General features: G+C 46.5%; 14 protein-coding genes and 1 riboswitch. Of the genes, 10 read left to right on the top strand and 4 right to left on the bottom strand.

From position 1 onward, the window contains the following. Nucleotides 1–29: 29 nt before the first annotated feature. A riboswitch (cobalamin riboswitch) is annotated at nucleotides 30–245 on the bottom strand. Nucleotides 246–315: 70 nt separating this feature from the next. The 6 genes from ICN11_RS00525 (at nucleotide 316) to ICN11_RS00500 (ending at nucleotide 7,012) form a co-directional block, all read left to right on the top strand. After that, the gene (locus ICN11_RS00525) at nucleotides 316–933 is read left to right on the top strand and encodes a Crp/Fnr family transcriptional regulator (protein ID WP_216179112.1); all 618 of its coding nucleotides are present in this window, start codon (nucleotides 316–318) and stop codon (nucleotides 931–933) included. A 211-nt stretch (nucleotides 934–1,144) separates the two neighbouring features. Continuing rightward, entirely contained in the window at nucleotides 1,145–2,854 is a 1,710-nt protein-coding gene (gene oxc / locus ICN11_RS00520) for an oxalyl-CoA decarboxylase (RefSeq protein WP_216228665.1), read from the top strand. A 72-nt stretch (nucleotides 2,855–2,926) separates the two neighbouring features. Continuing rightward, nucleotides 2,927–4,177, top strand: coding sequence for a formyl-CoA transferase (frc, locus tag ICN11_RS00515; protein WP_216228664.1), 1,251 nt, complete (start codon nucleotides 2,927–2,929; stop codon nucleotides 4,175–4,177). 95 nt (nucleotides 4,178–4,272) lie between these two features. Then, nucleotides 4,273–4,695 (top strand): PAS domain-containing protein, encoded by a 423-nt coding sequence (locus ICN11_RS00510; protein WP_216228663.1) that lies wholly within the window; start codon nucleotides 4,273–4,275, stop codon nucleotides 4,693–4,695. Nucleotides 4,696–4,830: 135 nt separating this feature from the next. After that, the gene (gene frc, locus ICN11_RS00505) at nucleotides 4,831–6,078 is read left to right on the top strand and encodes a formyl-CoA transferase (protein WP_216228662.1); all 1,248 of its coding nucleotides are present in this window, start codon (nucleotides 4,831–4,833) and stop codon (nucleotides 6,076–6,078) included. Nucleotide 6,079: 1 nt separating this feature from the next. After that, complete coding sequence (locus tag ICN11_RS00500; protein ID WP_216228661.1) at nucleotides 6,080–7,012, top strand: methionyl-tRNA formyltransferase; 933 nt, start codon at nucleotides 6,080–6,082, stop codon at nucleotides 7,010–7,012. Nucleotides 7,013–7,040: 28 nt separating this feature from the next. Here the strand turns inward: ICN11_RS00500 and panC are convergent, their stop codons facing one another. The 4 genes from panC to metG form a co-directional block, all read right to left on the bottom strand. Next, nucleotides 7,041–7,892 carry a pantoate--beta-alanine ligase gene (panC, locus tag ICN11_RS00495; RefSeq protein WP_216228660.1) on the bottom strand — a complete coding sequence of 284 codons (852 nt, stop codon included), beginning with the start codon at nucleotides 7,890–7,892 and terminating at the stop codon, nucleotides 7,041–7,043. Next, on the bottom strand, nucleotides 7,889–8,758 hold the full coding sequence (locus ICN11_RS00490) for a ScpA family protein (protein WP_216179124.1): 870 nt from the start codon (nucleotides 8,756–8,758) through the stop codon (nucleotides 7,889–7,891). The genes panC and ICN11_RS00490 overlap by 4 nt, the downstream gene beginning before the upstream one ends. Further along, complete coding sequence (locus ICN11_RS00485) at nucleotides 8,751–8,939, bottom strand: DUF3460 family protein (RefSeq protein WP_215299638.1); 189 nt, start codon at nucleotides 8,937–8,939, stop codon at nucleotides 8,751–8,753. Before ICN11_RS00485 ends, ICN11_RS00490 begins: the two co-directional genes overlap by 8 nt. A 150-nt stretch (nucleotides 8,940–9,089) precedes the next feature. After that, nucleotides 9,090–10,760 carry a methionine--tRNA ligase gene (metG, locus tag ICN11_RS00480; RefSeq protein ID WP_216228659.1) on the bottom strand — a complete coding sequence of 557 codons (1,671 nt, stop codon included), beginning with the start codon at nucleotides 10,758–10,760 and terminating at the stop codon, nucleotides 9,090–9,092. Between the two features lie 136 nt (nucleotides 10,761–10,896). Between metG and ICN11_RS00475 the strand changes: the two genes are divergently transcribed. From ICN11_RS00475 to ICN11_RS00460, 4 genes are all read left to right on the top strand, one after another. Beyond that, nucleotides 10,897–11,739, top strand: coding sequence for a formate dehydrogenase accessory sulfurtransferase FdhD (locus tag ICN11_RS00475; RefSeq protein WP_216228907.1), 843 nt, complete (start codon nucleotides 10,897–10,899; stop codon nucleotides 11,737–11,739). Nucleotides 11,740–11,780: 41 nt separating this feature from the next. Further along, complete coding sequence (gene dcd, locus ICN11_RS00470; RefSeq protein WP_041484826.1) at nucleotides 11,781–12,347, top strand: dCTP deaminase; 567 nt, start codon at nucleotides 11,781–11,783, stop codon at nucleotides 12,345–12,347. A 48-nt stretch (nucleotides 12,348–12,395) separates the two neighbouring features. Beyond that, nucleotides 12,396–14,663, top strand: coding sequence for an arginine/lysine/ornithine decarboxylase (locus ICN11_RS00465; RefSeq protein WP_216228658.1), 2,268 nt, complete (start codon nucleotides 12,396–12,398; stop codon nucleotides 14,661–14,663). 108 nt (nucleotides 14,664–14,771) lie between these two features. Further along, nucleotides 14,772–14,996 (top strand): type II toxin-antitoxin system Phd/YefM family antitoxin, encoded by a 225-nt coding sequence (locus ICN11_RS00460; protein WP_216228657.1) that lies wholly within the window; start codon nucleotides 14,772–14,774, stop codon nucleotides 14,994–14,996.

The following is a 14,996-nucleotide window of genomic DNA, read 5'->3' as shown; positions in this document are numbered from 1 at the left end:
CTTCATCGGCGCGCGAAGATCCCCGTCCGCAAAATTCCACCTGTCTTGGCCGGTATCCGGGCTAGCAAATCTCAGAATCTGGCCTTCCCATGCAATTGACACGCACAGTGGCTTACTCAGACTCCTGACACCTTCACCTTGAAGTTAGGGCGCATTTACTTACCGTTGCGGGGGCAGCACACGTTTAGTGTTTCCCGTTTAACTTTATTGCACTGCAATAAAGCACCACGACCCCGCAATTCTATCTCAGAGTGGCTCTGGATCGGCTGAAAAAGCCAAAAAAGCCTACAATACAGGCTCTAGGATTAAGGATTCATGACAGCATTAGACAAGCACCCCGAAAAAAATCTGATTCGTTTGCAACTGAGCCAAAACTCGGTGTTAAAAAGCTTGGATCCTGAGGCAATGGCTGATTTAGAGCGCCATTTAGTTATCTCAGACCTCAAAAAATCAGAAATTCTGCTTCATCAAGGTGATCACCAAATGGAGCAGTACTTTGTTCTGGACGGAATCTTGAAGCGCATTGTTTCTAGTGCTGATGCAAAAGAGATGATTTTGCGTTTTGCTATCGAAAAAGATATCGAGACGAGTTATGCAGCTTGGCGCCTCAAGACCGCAGCTCCATATAGCATTGCCTCGGTAACCAAAGCCCGTGTTGCGCGTATGCCGCTCAAGAAGTGGGCTGAGTTTTTAGATGCCCACAAGCCCCTCAAGGAAAGCTTTGAGTTTGAAGTGATGCGCCTGATGAGCGAGATCATGGCTCATACGATCACCTTGCATATGCTCGATGCTCCAGGCCGTGTAGAGCGGTTTTTACGTAAATACGAAGACTTATTTGAATTACTCCCTAAAAAAGAGCTTGCCGCCTACCTCAACCTCTCCCCAGAGACTTTGAGTCGCTTAAAAACAAAGCATAAAGAGCTCTTCGTCTAATTAGAAACCCCAGTTGTTTCTAGATTTCAGGGGAAATTGACCGAAGTCAATGATGAACCCCATGCCCGAGCCTAAGATTCATCTCAGCCTAAACGGGTATGCTTATAGTTACTCGTGGCATTACTAATAACTTAATTGGAGACAGTTAGCGAAAGCTAAATTGCACTGAACAGCTTGTGGGTTCGGGCGGTGTAATTAACTATAAATTTCTATGACAACAGATAATCAAAATACCCAAGTCACCGATGGCTTCCATCTTGTTATTGATGCCTTAAAAGCAAATGACCTAGATACTATCTTCGGTCTCGTTGGTATTCCAATTACCGACTTGTGCCGCTTGGCTCAAGCTGAAGGTTTGCGCTTCATTGGTTTCCGTCACGAGCAGCACGCAGGTAACGCTGCAGCAATTGCTGGTTACATGACTCAAAAGCCTGGTATTTGCATGACTGTATCAGCACCTGGTTTCTTGAACGGTTTAACAGCATTGGCCAATGCCACTGTGAACTGCTTCCCAATGATTTTGATTTCTGGTTCAAGCGAGCGTGAAATCGTTGACTTGCAACAGGGCGACTACGAAGAGATGGATCAGCTCAACGCTGCTAAGCCATATTGCAAAGCTGCATATCGTATTAATCATATTGAAGATATCGGCATTGGTTTTGCGCGCGCTATTCGTGCAGCTGTTTCTGGTCGTCCGGGTGGCGTGTATTTGGACTTACCTGCACAACTATTGGCTCAAACAATGCCAGTGGAAGAAGCTAAAAAATCCATCTTTAAAGTGATCGATCCAATTCCACGTCAAATCCCTGCAGCCGATGCTGTAGAGCGTGCATTGAATGTATTGAAAGGCGCTAAGCGCCCATTAATCCTCTTGGGCAAAGGCGCTGCTTATGCTCAGGCTGATAAAGAGATTCGTGACTTGATCGAAAAATCCGGCATCCCTTACTTACCAATGTCGATGGCTAAAGGTTTGTTGCCAGATAATCATGCGCAATCTGCTTCTGCAGCACGTTCATTTGTATTGGCTGAAGCTGATGCGGTGATGTTGGTTGGTGCGCGTTTGAACTGGTTGCTTGCACACGGCAAAGGTAAGACATGGGGCAAAGATCCTAAGAAATTTATCCAAATCGATATCCAAGCAAACGAAGTTGATAGCAACGTACAAATCGATGATCCATTGATTGGTGATATTGGCTCTGTTGTTGGTGAGTTATTAAAAGGAATCGCTTCTGTTCCGAAGCCAAGCGCTGAATGGATCGGTGCAATCAATGAGAAGAAAGACAAGAACACAGCGAAGATGGCCGAGACTCTTGCTAAAGAAGCCTCACCAATGAACTTCCACGGTGCTTTGCGTGCGATTCGTGATGTGATTAAGAAGAACCCAGATGTGAACTTGGTTAACGAAGGCGCAAATACACTCGACTATTGCCGTGCAATTGTCGATATGTATAAGCCACGCAAACGTTTCGATTCCGGTACTTGGGGAATCATGGGTATCGGCATGGGTTACGCCATCGGTGCAGCCGTAACAAGCGGCTTGCCAACTGTTGCAGTTGAGGGCGATAGCGCATTTGGTTTTAGCGGTATGGAGTTGGAAACAATCTGCCGATACAACTTGCCAATTACCGTAGTTGTTTTCAATAACAATGGCGTGTATCGCGGTACCGATAAGAACCCAACCGGCGGGGCTGACGTTGCTCCGACTGTGTTCGTTAAGGATGCTCGCTATGACAAGATGATGGAAGCATTTGGTGGGGAAGGTTACTACGTGACCACTCCAGCTGAATTAGAGGCAGCGTTGACTAAAGCAATTGCCGAGGGCAAGCCAGCCTTAATTAATGCAGTGATCGATGAGACAGCTGGTACAGAGAGTGGGCGTTTAACTAACTTGAACCCATCCACTGCTGCTGGTAAGAAGTAATTCGAAGGTAATACGTAATTTTTTAAGAATAAATTTAGCAACACATAAGAAAGACTTTAAGGAGAATCAAATATGACTAAACCATTAGACGGCATTCGCATCATCGACTTCACACACGTACAAGCAGGTCCTGCATGTACTCAGCTATTGGCTTGGTACGGCGCAGACGTGATCAAGGTAGAGCGTCCAGGTGCTGGTGACGTAACTCGTAGCCAGTTACGTGACATCCCTGGAGCAGATGCTTTGTACTTCACTATGTTGAACGGCAATAAGCGCTCTTTGACTTTGGACACTAAGACTCAGGAAGGTAAAGAAGTTTTAGAGAAGATGATCAAAACATCTGACGTTATGGTTGAGAACTTCGGTCCAGGCGCTTTGGATCGTATGGGCTTTAGCTGGGCGCGCATTCAAGAATTGAATCCAAAGATGATCATGGCATCTGTAAAAGGCTTTAGCGATGGTCACTCATATGAAGACTTAAAAGTGTATGAGAACGTTGCTCAGTGTGCTGGCGGTGCCGCTTCAACAACTGGTTTCTGGGATGGTCCTCCAACAGTTTCTGCCGCTGCCTTGGGCGATAGCAACACTGGTATGCACTTAGCGATTGGTATTTTGACTGCACTGATGCAACGTCAAAAAACCGGCAAAGGTCAAAAAGTATCTTGCTCAATGCAAGACGCTGTATTGAACTTGTGCCGCGTGAAGTTGCGCGATCAACAACGTTTGGACAAAATTGGCTACCTCGAAGAGTATCCACAGTATCCACACGGTACATTCTCTGACGTAGTTCCACGTGGCGGTAACGCTGGTGGCGGCGGTCAGCCAGGCTGGGTGTTGAAGTGTAAGGGTTGGGAAACAGATCCTAATGCCTATATCTACTTCACAATTCAAGGTCATGCTTGGGAGCCAATCACACGTGCGATTGGTAAGCCAGAGTGGGCAACTGATCCAGCTTACATGACTGCTGAAGCACGTCAAGACAAGATCTTTGACATCTTCGCAACAATTGAAGAGTGGCTTAAGGACAAAACTAAGTACGAAGCTGTGGATATCCTCCGCAAGTTCGATATTCCTTGCGCACCAGTGCTCTCAATGAAAGAATTGGCTGCTTCACCAGACTTGCGTAAGAGTGGCTCTATCGTTGAAGTTGATCACAAAGTTCGTGGCAAGTATTTGACAATTGGTAGCCCAATCAAGTTCTCTGATTTGGAAATTGAAGTTGGTCCATCACCAGTATTGGGTGAGCACACTGATGAAGTGTTGGCTGACCTTGGTTATAGCGCGGATGACATTGCTAAGTTGCACGCAGCAAAAGCGGTTTAATAAAAATAAGTAGTATTTGTTTTGGTTTCGAAGGCGCTCCTAGTGGGCGCCTTTTTTAATCTTTCAATTCTTGGGAAAGTCTTTAGACTGACAATATGAAAACAAACATAGATTTAAGCCAGCTGCTCGACTGTATTGGCGATGCAGTAGTTGTGGCTGACGCCCATGAAAAAATTGTTCTTTGGAATACCGCAGCCACCAGAATATTTGGCTACTCTGAAGAAGAGGCGCTTGGCAATACTTTGGATCTGATAGTTCCCGAGCGTCAGCGCCAAAAGCATAGCGAGGGTTACAGCAAATCGATGGAGACGGGTACAACCCGTTATGGAACTTCATTATTAAAAGTCCCGGCAAAACACAAAGATGGACGTACTTTATCCATCGCCTTTACGGTGGGTATGTTATTTGATGAGAAACATCAGGCCAATGGTGTGGCAGCAGTGATTCGTGATGAGACTGAGCGTTTTGCTGAAGAAAGGGTGCTTAAAAAGCGACTTTCTGATCTTGAAAACCAATAAATTTGCGCCCAAATAGCTAATATGGGGCATCCCTTGCTTGATGTGCCCAATAAATAGGCATGCCATGTTGCACCGCAATCTGTCGCTGGTAAAATTGGCTCAATTCAAAATTTCAATCTTATTAGGACTTTAATCATGGCAAAAGCATTAGAAGGGGTCAAAATCCTTGACTTCACGCACGTTCAATCTGGCCCAACTTGTACTCAGTTGCTAGCTTGGTTCGGTGCAGACGTAATCAAAGTAGAAAAATCAGGTGAGGGCGATGCCACTCGCGGTCAATTGCGCGATATTCCTGATGCAGATAGTTTGTATTTCACAATGTTGAACCATAACAAGCGTTCAATCACTGTAAATACGAAGACGCCAAAAGGTAAAGAAATTCTGGAGCGTTTGATTAAAGAGTGTGATGTTCTCGTTGAGAACTTTGCGCCAGGTGCATTAGATCGTATGGGTTTTTCTTGGGAGCGTATTCAAGAACTCAATCCAATGATGATCATGGCTTCTGTAAAAGGTTTTGGTCCTGGTCCTTACGAGGATTGCAAGGTTTATGAAAACGTTGCTCAGTGTGCTGGCGGTTCAGCATCTACTACTGGTTTTGATGATGGTCCTCCGATGGTGACTGGTGCTCAGATTGGTGATAGCGGTACTGGCTTACATTTGGCGCTCGGTATTGTGACTGCGCTGTATCAACGTACTCATTCTGGTCGCGGTCAAAAGGTATTGGCAGCAATGCAAGATGCAGTATTGAACTTGTGCCGTGTGAAGTTGCGTGATCAACAGCGCTTAGAGCGCGTTGGTTTGATGCAAGAGTATCCACAGTTCCCGAATGGTGACTTTGGTGACTCTGTACCCCGCGCTGGTAATGCTTCCGGTGGCGGTCAGCCTGGCTGGATTGTGAAATGCAAAGGCTGGGAAACTGATCCAAATGCATACATGTATGTCATTGTGCAGGCTCCAGTTTGGGAGGCAATTTGCAAAGTGATCGGTCGTGAAGATTGGATTACGGATGTGCGTTTTGCTTCACCAATGGCTCGCTTGCCGCACTTGATGGAAATTTTCGGTGAAATTGAAAAATGGACTATGACTAAGTCGAAGTTTGAAGTCATGGACATTTTGAATAAATACGATATTCCTTGCGGCCCAATTTTGTCGATGAAAGAGATCGCAGAAGAGCCAGCATTGCGCGCAACTGGAACAGTTGTCGAAGTAGATCATCCAATTCGTGGCAAGTACCTCACTGTGGGTAATCCAATCAAGATGTCTGATAGTCCAACTGACGTTACACGTTCACCATTGCTGGGTGAGCACACTGACGAGATCCTCCATGAGTTAGGTTATTCAACGGATGAGTTGATTAGTCTTCGTCACGATAAGGTGATCTAAGATGCGTGTTGCGCTGATCGGGAGTGCGGATTTTGGTAAGGCGGCCTTGGAGGCTTTTTTAGATCGCGGCGATGAAGTCGTTGCGGTTTTTTGTCCGCCGGATAATCCCAAATCTAGCAAACCCGAGGTGCTTAAAGAGGCGGCTATTGCAAGAGGTCTAACTCTCTTGCAATTTGCCTCTCTTAAAGGCCCTGAGGCAGCGCAGGCAATGATTGATAGCAAGGCTGATATCTGTGTGATGGCCTATGTGCTTCAGTTTGTACCGCAAGAGCTTTGCAAGATTCCAAAGCACGGCACTATTCAGTATCACCCTTCGCTCCTGCCTAATTACCGTGGTCCAAGCGCCATTAATTGGGCGATCGCATTGGGCGAAGAGCAGACGGGCTTAACTATCTTCCGTCCATCTGATGGCTTGGATGAAGGTGAAGTTATTTTGCAAAAAGAAGTAGCGATTGCGTCTGATGACACTTTGGGAAAAGTCTACTTTGATAAATTATTCCCATTAGGCGTTCAAGCACTGCTTGAAGCTGCCGATCTCGTGGTTGCCAATAAGCATCAAGAGCTTGTTCAAGATGAATCCAAGGCAAATTACGAAGGTTGGTTTGATGCGAATGCTGCTCAAATTCATTGGGCTACTCACATTAGCCAAATCTACAACTTGATTCGTGCATGCAATCCTGCGCCCGGCGCTTGGACAAAGTTTGGCGAGCAAAAGATTCAGATTTATGACTGCCATAAGCATGTGGCGGCTACTTTTGGTGCGGTAAAAGGTAAGCCAGGTGAGGTCACTCAAATCACTCTAGATTCGCTCTTCATTACCTGTCATGGCGGACAAATTGAAGTCCTCAAAGCAAAAGGTGCTGCAGGAAAAGTAACTGGTGCTGAATTAGCTAAAGAGTTGAGCTTGGAAGTGGGTCAGTTCTTTGCGCTGTAATTCACAGCGTAAATCCAATACCTAGAAACTAGATTTCTAGGTTATCAATCAAACGCGTTTTACCAAGCTTGGCAGCCGTCAGAATGACTAACGGCTCGCCTGCCTGCAAGCTTTCATTAGAGGCTGGAGCTAAATCGCTTTGCTGACGAATGGCAATGTAGTCCGGTTGCCAACCGCGGCCAGCAAGAAGATCTACCGCGATTTTTTCAATCTCGATCAGTGAATGCGTATTGCGCTGACTCAAATCTAATACTCGCGTACGAACCTCTTGTAAGGCTCTCTGCAGCTCAGGTGCTTCTGCGCGCTCTTCAATGGAGAGATAGCCGTTGCGAGAGGAGAGAGCGAGGCCATCTTCAGCGCGCACTGTTTCACCTGGAATGATTTCTACAGGGAGAGCAAATTGTTTTGCCATCTGGCGAATAATCATCAGTTGTTGATAATCTTTTTTACCAAATACTGCCACTTTAGGTTGTACGCAAGATAAGAGCTTCAGTACAACTGTGCAAACACCTTTGAAGAATCCAGGGCGGAACTCACCCTCAAGGATATCGCCTAGTTGCTGTGGTGGATCCACTCGGTATTCTTGGGGTTGTGGATATAGGTCACGCTCGGTTGGCGCAAACAAGATGTACACACCTTCTTTTTCCAACTTATCGATATCTGCCTGCATAGTGCGCGGGTAGCTATCAAAATCTTCATTTGGACCAAACTGCAATCTGTTTACAAAGATGCTGGCTACTACCGGATCACCATGTTGTCTGGCAAGGCGCATGAGGGACAAATGACCTTCATGGAGGTTTCCCATGGTTGGCACAAAGGAGGCGCGATTTTGGCCACGTAAGTGGTCACGCAACTCTTGTATATCGCTAATAATTTTCATGCAACAGGGGTGTAGGCGAGTCGGACGTAAATAGGAGCATATGGCTCAGCTTGAGTGATTTCAACTAAGGCTTCGCGTGATAGTTCGAGCATTGCAATGAAGTTGACGATCACTACTGGAATGCCTTTTCCAGATTTGATAGCTTCTTCAAATAGCTCGCCGAACTCTACAAATTTAGTACTTTGCAAGCGACGCAAAATACGTGTCATGAAATCACGTACGGACAGCTCTTCGCGAGTAATGGTGTGGTGTTGGTTTAGTTTTGCGCGGTGAAGCACGTCACGCCAAGCCATTTGTAGATCATCTTGATTAACGTCTGGCCAGGTAACAGCAACAGTCGTATCAACATAGCCATGGGCAATTTGAAAATCACGCCCTTGTTGCGGAATTTGGTCGAGCTCTTGAGCGGCCAATTTCATGCGCTCGTACTCTAAGAGGCGACGAACGAGTTCTGCGCGCGGATCTTCAACCTCTTCATCGCTATCAGCCTTCTTCATTGGCAATAGCATGCGAGATTTAATCTCGATCAACATAGCTGCCATCAGTAAGTATTCGGCTGCTAACTCTAAGTTGTGGTGACGGATTTGATCGATATAGCTCAGGTACTGTTGAGTCACCTGCGCCATCGGAATATCGAGGACGTTGAAGTTCTGCTTACGAATCAGGTAAAGCAGGAGATCAAGAGGACCTTCAAATGCTTCTAGAAAAACTTCTAGCGCATCTGGTGGAATATATAGATCGGTAGGAAGCTTAAATAATGGCTCGCCATAGAGTTTGGCAAAAGCTGAAGACATTCCATCGGTTACCGATGGTGTGCTATCCAATAACTCAGATTGAGCTCCCGGCTCAGCTCCCAACTCAGTCATTCGAGTACACGTAAGCGCGTTGCTTTAATTTGGCTGCCTTAGCGCGACGTTGGTCTTCGGTAGTCAAAGGTTCTTTGTCCCAAAGGAGTGCGCGACCAGCTTGCTGGCCCGCTTCGAGCTCTGGTTTCTCGGATTTGAGCTCATTTAAGAACTGGGTGAATTCGGATGTATATCTAGCCATCATATTTCCTAAAATTCTCAATTAATTCAATAACTTGCAAAAATTACCGTGCAGCAACTGACTGCCTAGCCCATCATTATTAACGATTTTTCCTACAAACCTGCCGACTTTTTGGCTAATTCCTGGAAATTAGCCTATTTAGGGTCGTTTTTAGAGGTTTGCTGCCAATAAAGCCTCGATTTGGGGCGCTTCGACCCGGGTCATGAGGTGTTTGTAGGCCTTAATCGGATTTTGGCTGGAGAGCGGTGTTTTAACGTCATTCCAGGTCATGGCTGGGACTGAGAGGAAGTCCTCAACTCCAGCTGTGACTTGAGGCAGCACTGGCTTGAGATAGAGGCTCAATAAACGGAATGCCTCTAAGGTGATGCTGCAGACTCGCTGTAAGTCAGCTTCACGCTCAGGATCTTTAGCGATTTCCCAAGGCTTGTTTTCATCAACAAAGGCATTGACCTTGTCGGCTAATTCCATGATTGTGCGCAATGCTTTGGCATACTCACGCGCCTCATACAACTCAGCAATTTTTTCACTGGCAGATGCAATCTCAGTCAGTAGTGGATTGTTCATCGCCGCATCAGAAACCACTCCGCCAAAACGTTTCACCAAGAAACCGGCGCTGCGACTTGCGATGTTGATGTACTTACCCAATAGATCACTGTTCACTCGAGCAACAAAGTCTTGAAGATTTAAATCTAAATCTTCCATGCTGTCATTCAGTTTGGTTGCAAAGTAATAGCGGAACCACTCAGGATTAAAGCCAGATTCAATCACGCTGTGTGCGGAAATTAAAGTGCCACGAGACTTACTCATCTTCTCACCATCAACAGTGAGGAAGCCATGAGCAAATACATTGGTTGGGGTGCGATAGCCTGCAAAGTGCAGGGTCGCTGGCCAAAAGAGTGTGTGGAAATACAGAATATCTTTACCGATGAAATGGTACTGCTCGGTAGTCGTATCAGGTCTGACCCATTCCTCAAAGTTCAAGCCTTTGCTTTGGCAGTAGTTGAGGAAGCTGGCGTAATAGCCAATTGGCGCATCAAGCCATACATAGAAGTATTTGCCTGGTGCATCAGGGATTTCAAAGCCAAAGTAGGGCGCATCACGCGAGATGTCCCAGTCTCCAAGCTTGCTATCTCCAGGCTGTCCAACCCATTCTTTCATCTTGTTGCGAGCTTCTGGTTGCAAGGGAGTTTTGACTTGAGTCCACTCGCGCAAGAATGTCTCGCAGCGTGGATCCGATAACTTGAAGAAGTAATGATCAGAAACCTTTTTTATCGGTGTTGCGCCACTCACTACAGAGAATGGATTCTTTAAATCAGTTGGGGAGTAGGTTGCTCCGCATTTTTCGCAAGAGTCACCGTATTGATCTTTAGCGCCACACTTTGGGCACTCACCTTTAATAAAGCGATCCGGTAAAAACATTTCTTTAACGGGATCATATGCTTGCTCAATAGAGCGCATTTCAATTAAACCGGCGTCACGTAGCTTGAGGTAAATGCTTTGAGAGAGTTTTTCGTTCTCAGGGCTATCGGTGGTGTAGTAGTTGTCAAATGAGATTAAGAAATCATCAAAGTCGCGTTTATGTTCTTTCCAAACATTAGCGATAAGTTCTTTGGGGGTGAGGCCCTCTTTTTCGGCGCGCAACATAATCGGCGTGCCGTGGGTGTCATCTGCTCCAACGTAATGGACTTCGTGACCACGCATTCTCTGGAAACGAACCCAAATATCCGTCTGGACATATTCCACCAAATGCCCAATATGAATCTGGCCATTGGCGTATGGCAGGGCGGAGGTAACTAACAGGCGACGTTTGGGGCTACTCATGCGTACTTAAATAGAAATCATTTCAACAAATGGGAATACAAGATTATGGGGCTTGAGCCTTCACTTCAGCAGCAATTTTAGTCTGCGGTTAAAGTTAATACCGATTTGAACCTATTTAAGAGGCGTTTTTATGGCTTTGCCCCACAACATTCAGATGTCCCACGCTTCCGTGCCTTTAGTGCATGAAGTGCAGGTCATGGATGAGGCAGGGCGTATTAAGACCACCCACATTCCTGGGGAGCGCCCTTTAACTATTTATCTGGACAAAAGGGAAGTCGTCACCCTGATGACCTTGGGAAGTGCCCCTGAAGCCCTAGTGCTAGGTTATTTGCGTAATCAACGCCTAGTAGAGTCACCAGACGATATTGCCAGCATTCAAGTGGACTGGGAGACTGATTCGGCGGCGGTTAAGACCCACCGTAGTACGGTAGATATTGATGCCCTCACTAGTAAGCGTGTAGTGACTACGGGTTGTGGGCAGGGCACGATGTTTGGTGGCTTAATTGAGGAGATGGCGGAGATTAGATTGCCAGATGGCCCTCAATTAACCCAAGAGGCAATAGTCGCCCTCATCGACAGTATTCGAGTTCACGACACCATCTATAAGAAATCCGGCTCAGTACATGCTTGTGCAGTATTTGAGAGAGAAGGTAAGGATAGCGTCCGCCTGCTTCACTTTATTGAGGATGTTGGACGTCACAACGCCGTTGACTCTATCTCCGGTCTCATGTGGCTCGCCGACAAGCCTGGCAAAGACCTGATCTTCTTTACTACGGGGCGTCTAACCTCCGAGATGGTCATTAAAGGCGCTCAAATGGGCATCCCATTCCTGATGACCCGCTCTGGCATGACCTTAATGGGTCTGGAGCTTGCCCGCAAGACTAATCTCACCTTGCTATCACGCTGTTCCGGGAAGCATTTTGAGATCTTCAATGCCCCTGATAGGGTGATTTTTACCTCTCCGCCTGCTGTCTCGTAAATTCGTGGGCATACGGCCTGCGATGGTTTTACAATTCGGCCATGACTATTAAATCTGACCACTGGATCCGCCGCATGGGCGAGCAAGGCATGATCAGCCCATTTGAACCTGGGCAGGTCCGCCAAGATGCTGCCGGGCAAAAAATTGTGAGCTATGGCACCTCAAGCTATGGCTATGACATTCGTTGTGCTGATGAGTTCAAGATTTTCACGAACATCAATAGCACTATCGTTGATCCCAAGAATTTCGACGAGCAATCCTTTGTGGATTTCAAGGGTCCGGTTTGCATCATTCCCCCAAACTCTTTTGCTTTGGCAAGAACCGTTGAGTACTTCAAGATTCCACGTAGCGTATTAACTGTTTGCGTTGGTAAGAGTACTTACGCACGTTGCGGAATTATTGTGAACGTCACTCCATTTGAGCCTGAGTGGGAAGGTTATGTCACGCTCGAGTTTTCTAATACGACTCCACTGCCTGCAAAGATTTATGCCGGCGAGGGATGTGCACAAGTTCTGTTCTTTGAAAGCGATGAAGTATGTGGCACATCGTACAAAGATCGTGGCGGTAAGTATCAAGGCCAAGTCGGCGTAACTCTGCCGAAGACTTAATCTGCTTAATCTGCTTCATCGCCATATTGGCGACTCTAAGGGGTACTCATGAAATTTCGTTTTCCAATCATCATTATTGATGAGGACTTTCGCTCTGAAAATATTTCAGGTTCGGGTATTCGCGACCTAGCGGAGGCGATTGAAAACGAAGGCATGGAAGTCATTGGCTTAACTAGCTATGGTGACCTGACATCCTTTGCCCAGCAGGCCTCCCGGGCTTCTAGCTTTATTGTGTCGATCGATGACGAAGAGTTTGTTTCTGACTCTGAAGACCATGACTTACCTGCGCTAAATAACTTGCGCGCCTTTATTACTGAAGTGCGTAAACGCAATGAAGATATTCCAATCTTCTTGTATGGCGAGACTCGTACTTCACGTCATATGCCGAACGACATCTTGCGTGAACTGCATGGCTTCATTCATATGAATGAAGATACGCCGGAGTTTGTGGCACGTCACATCATTCGCGAAGCAAAGGTTTACCTGGACTCATTGGCCCCACCATTCTTCCGTGCGCTGACTAATTACGCCTCTGAAGGTTCTTACTCTTGGCATTGCCCGGGCCACTCTGGTGGTGTAGCTTTCTTGAAGAGTCCAGTGGGCCGTATGTTCCATCAATTCTTTGGCGAGAACATGCTGCGTGCTGACGTTTGTAACGCAGTGGAAGAATTGGGTCAGTTGTTAGACCACACTGGACCCGTATTGCAAAGCGAGCGTAATGCTGCCCGCATCTTTAATGCCGATCACTTGTTCTTCGTCACTAACGGTACCTCCACATCAAACAAGATCGTTTGGCACTCTACCGTTGCCCCTGGCGACGTGGTGTTAGTTGACCGTAACTGTCATAAGTCGGTGATTCATTCGATCACGATGATGGGAGCGATTCCGATCTTCTTGATGCCAACCCGTAATCACCTTGGCATTATTGGCCCGATTCCAAAAGAAGAGTTTGAGTGGAAAAACATCAAGAAGAAAATTGATGCCAACCCATTCATTAAAGACAAGACCGTAGTCCCTCGTGTTATGACGCTCACGCAAAGTACGTATGACGGCATCGTCTACAACGTCGAGATGATTAAAGAGATGCTTGATGGCAAAGTGGATTCATTGCATTTTGATGAAGCTTGGTTGCCGCATGCTGCATTCCATCCTTTCTATAAAGATATGCATGCTATCGGCTCTGATCGTAAGCGTACGAAGAAGAGTTTGATGTTTGCCACCCAATCAACCCATAAGTTATTGGCTGGCCTCTCACAAGCTTCGCAAGTGTTGGTGCAGGACGCAGAAGAGCACAAGCTCGATCGCGACTGCTTCAATGAAGCCTATTTGATGCACACCTCTACTAGTCCGCAGTACGCGATCATTGCTTCTTGTGATGTGTCTGCTGCCATGATGGAGGCTCCAGGCGGCACTACCCTGGTTGAAGAATCTATTGCTGAGGCGATGGATTTCCGTCGTGCGATGCGTGAGGTCGATGATAAGTTTGGCGCAGACTGGTGGTTCAAGGTTTGGGGCCCAGATCATTTGGCTGAAGAGGGTATTGGTGAGCGCTCCGATTGGATTCTGGAGCCTAATGCCAACTGGCATGACTTCGGCAAGGTTGCTCAAGACTTCAATATGCTTGATCCAATCAAGGCGACTGTTGTCACCCCTGGTTTGGATATTGAGGGCAACTTCGGTTCTATGGGCATCCCAGCCAGCATCGTTACAAAGTATTTAGCTGAGCACGGCGTGATCGTGGAGAAGTGCGGTTTGTATTCCTTCTTCATCATGTTTACCATCGGCATCACTAAGGGTCGCTGGAATACTTTAGTAACTGAACTACAGCAATTTAAAGATCACTTTGATAAGAACGCTCCCTTGTGGAAAGTATTGCCAGAGTTTGTTGCTAAACATCCTCGCTATGAACGTGTTGGCCTGAAAGATATCTGCCAGCAAATTCATGAGTTCTATAAGAGTCGCAATGTGGCCCGCATGACTACGGAGATGTACACCTCAGACATGGTGCCAGCGATGATGCCTTCAGAAGCTTGGGCCAAGATGGCACATAAAAAGGTGGATCGCGTTCCTTTGGATCAACTCGAAGACCGCATTACTGCAATGCTAGTAACGCCATATCCTCCAGGTATTCCATTACTGATTCCAGGTGAGCGTTTCAACAAACGCATCATTGACTATCTCTACTTTGCCCGAGACTTCAATGAGCGATTCCCAGGCTTTGAAACTGATATCCACGGCTTGGTTAAAGCCGATATTGATGGACGCAGCGAGTACTACGTTGATTGCGTGAGGCAAGAGCCGGATATCACCCTGTGATCCAGCTTAAGTAAATCATCCTCTAATACCCTGCATTTGCAGGGTATTTTTTTACCTCAGACAGCGTGTATATAGCTGTACTATGCCCAATCTACATTGGAGGTCGTGATGCGAGTAATTCAGTTTTCTGATGCAATCAATCAATTGCATCAAGTGATTAATCAAGTTGTGAGTGATTATGATGTAGCTATTATTTCTTGTAAGGGTGGTGAGGCTGTAGTTCTGATGTCAGGGAGCGCATACAACGGCATCATAGAGACAGTACATTTATTAAAATCTTCGACCAACGCTGAGCATCTGAATACCTCGCTGACTCAATATCGTAAATGCTAG

Origin of the sequence: Polynucleobacter sp. 78F-HAINBA, assembly GCF_018882325.1 — a bacterium.
GTDB lineage: Bacteria > Pseudomonadota > Gammaproteobacteria > Burkholderiales > Burkholderiaceae > Polynucleobacter.
This window is presented reverse-complemented; position numbering and strand designations above follow the sequence as displayed.

Coding starts and splice junctions, on each gene's coding strand:
- frc (WP_216228662.1), top strand. CDS start 4,831: ATGGCAAAAGCATTAGAAGGGGTCAAAATCCTTGACTTCACGCACGTT.
- ICN11_RS00510 (WP_216228663.1), top strand. CDS start 4,273: ATGAAAACAAACATAGATTTAAGCCAGCTGCTCGACTGTATTGGCGAT.
- ICN11_RS00460 (WP_216228657.1), top strand. CDS start 14,772: ATGCGAGTAATTCAGTTTTCTGATGCAATCAATCAATTGCATCAAGTG.
- frc (WP_216228664.1), top strand. CDS start 2,927: ATGACTAAACCATTAGACGGCATTCGCATCATCGACTTCACACACGTA.
- panC (WP_216228660.1), bottom strand. CDS start 7,892: ATGAAAATTATTAGCGATATACAAGAGTTGCGTGACCACTTACGTGGC.
- ICN11_RS00465 (WP_216228658.1), top strand. CDS start 12,396: ATGAAATTTCGTTTTCCAATCATCATTATTGATGAGGACTTTCGCTCT.
- oxc (WP_216228665.1), top strand. CDS start 1,145: ATGACAACAGATAATCAAAATACCCAAGTCACCGATGGCTTCCATCTT.
- ICN11_RS00485 (WP_215299638.1), bottom strand. CDS start 8,939: ATGGCTAGATATACATCCGAATTCACCCAGTTCTTAAATGAGCTCAAA.
- ICN11_RS00525 (WP_216179112.1), top strand. CDS start 316: ATGACAGCATTAGACAAGCACCCCGAAAAAAATCTGATTCGTTTGCAA.
- ICN11_RS00490 (WP_216179124.1), bottom strand. CDS start 8,758: ATGACTGAGTTGGGAGCTGAGCCGGGAGCTCAATCTGAGTTATTGGAT.
- metG (WP_216228659.1), bottom strand. CDS start 10,760: ATGAGTAGCCCCAAACGTCGCCTGTTAGTTACCTCCGCCCTGCCATAC.
- ICN11_RS00500 (WP_216228661.1), top strand. CDS start 6,080: ATGCGTGTTGCGCTGATCGGGAGTGCGGATTTTGGTAAGGCGGCCTTG.
- dcd (WP_041484826.1), top strand. CDS start 11,781: ATGACTATTAAATCTGACCACTGGATCCGCCGCATGGGCGAGCAAGGC.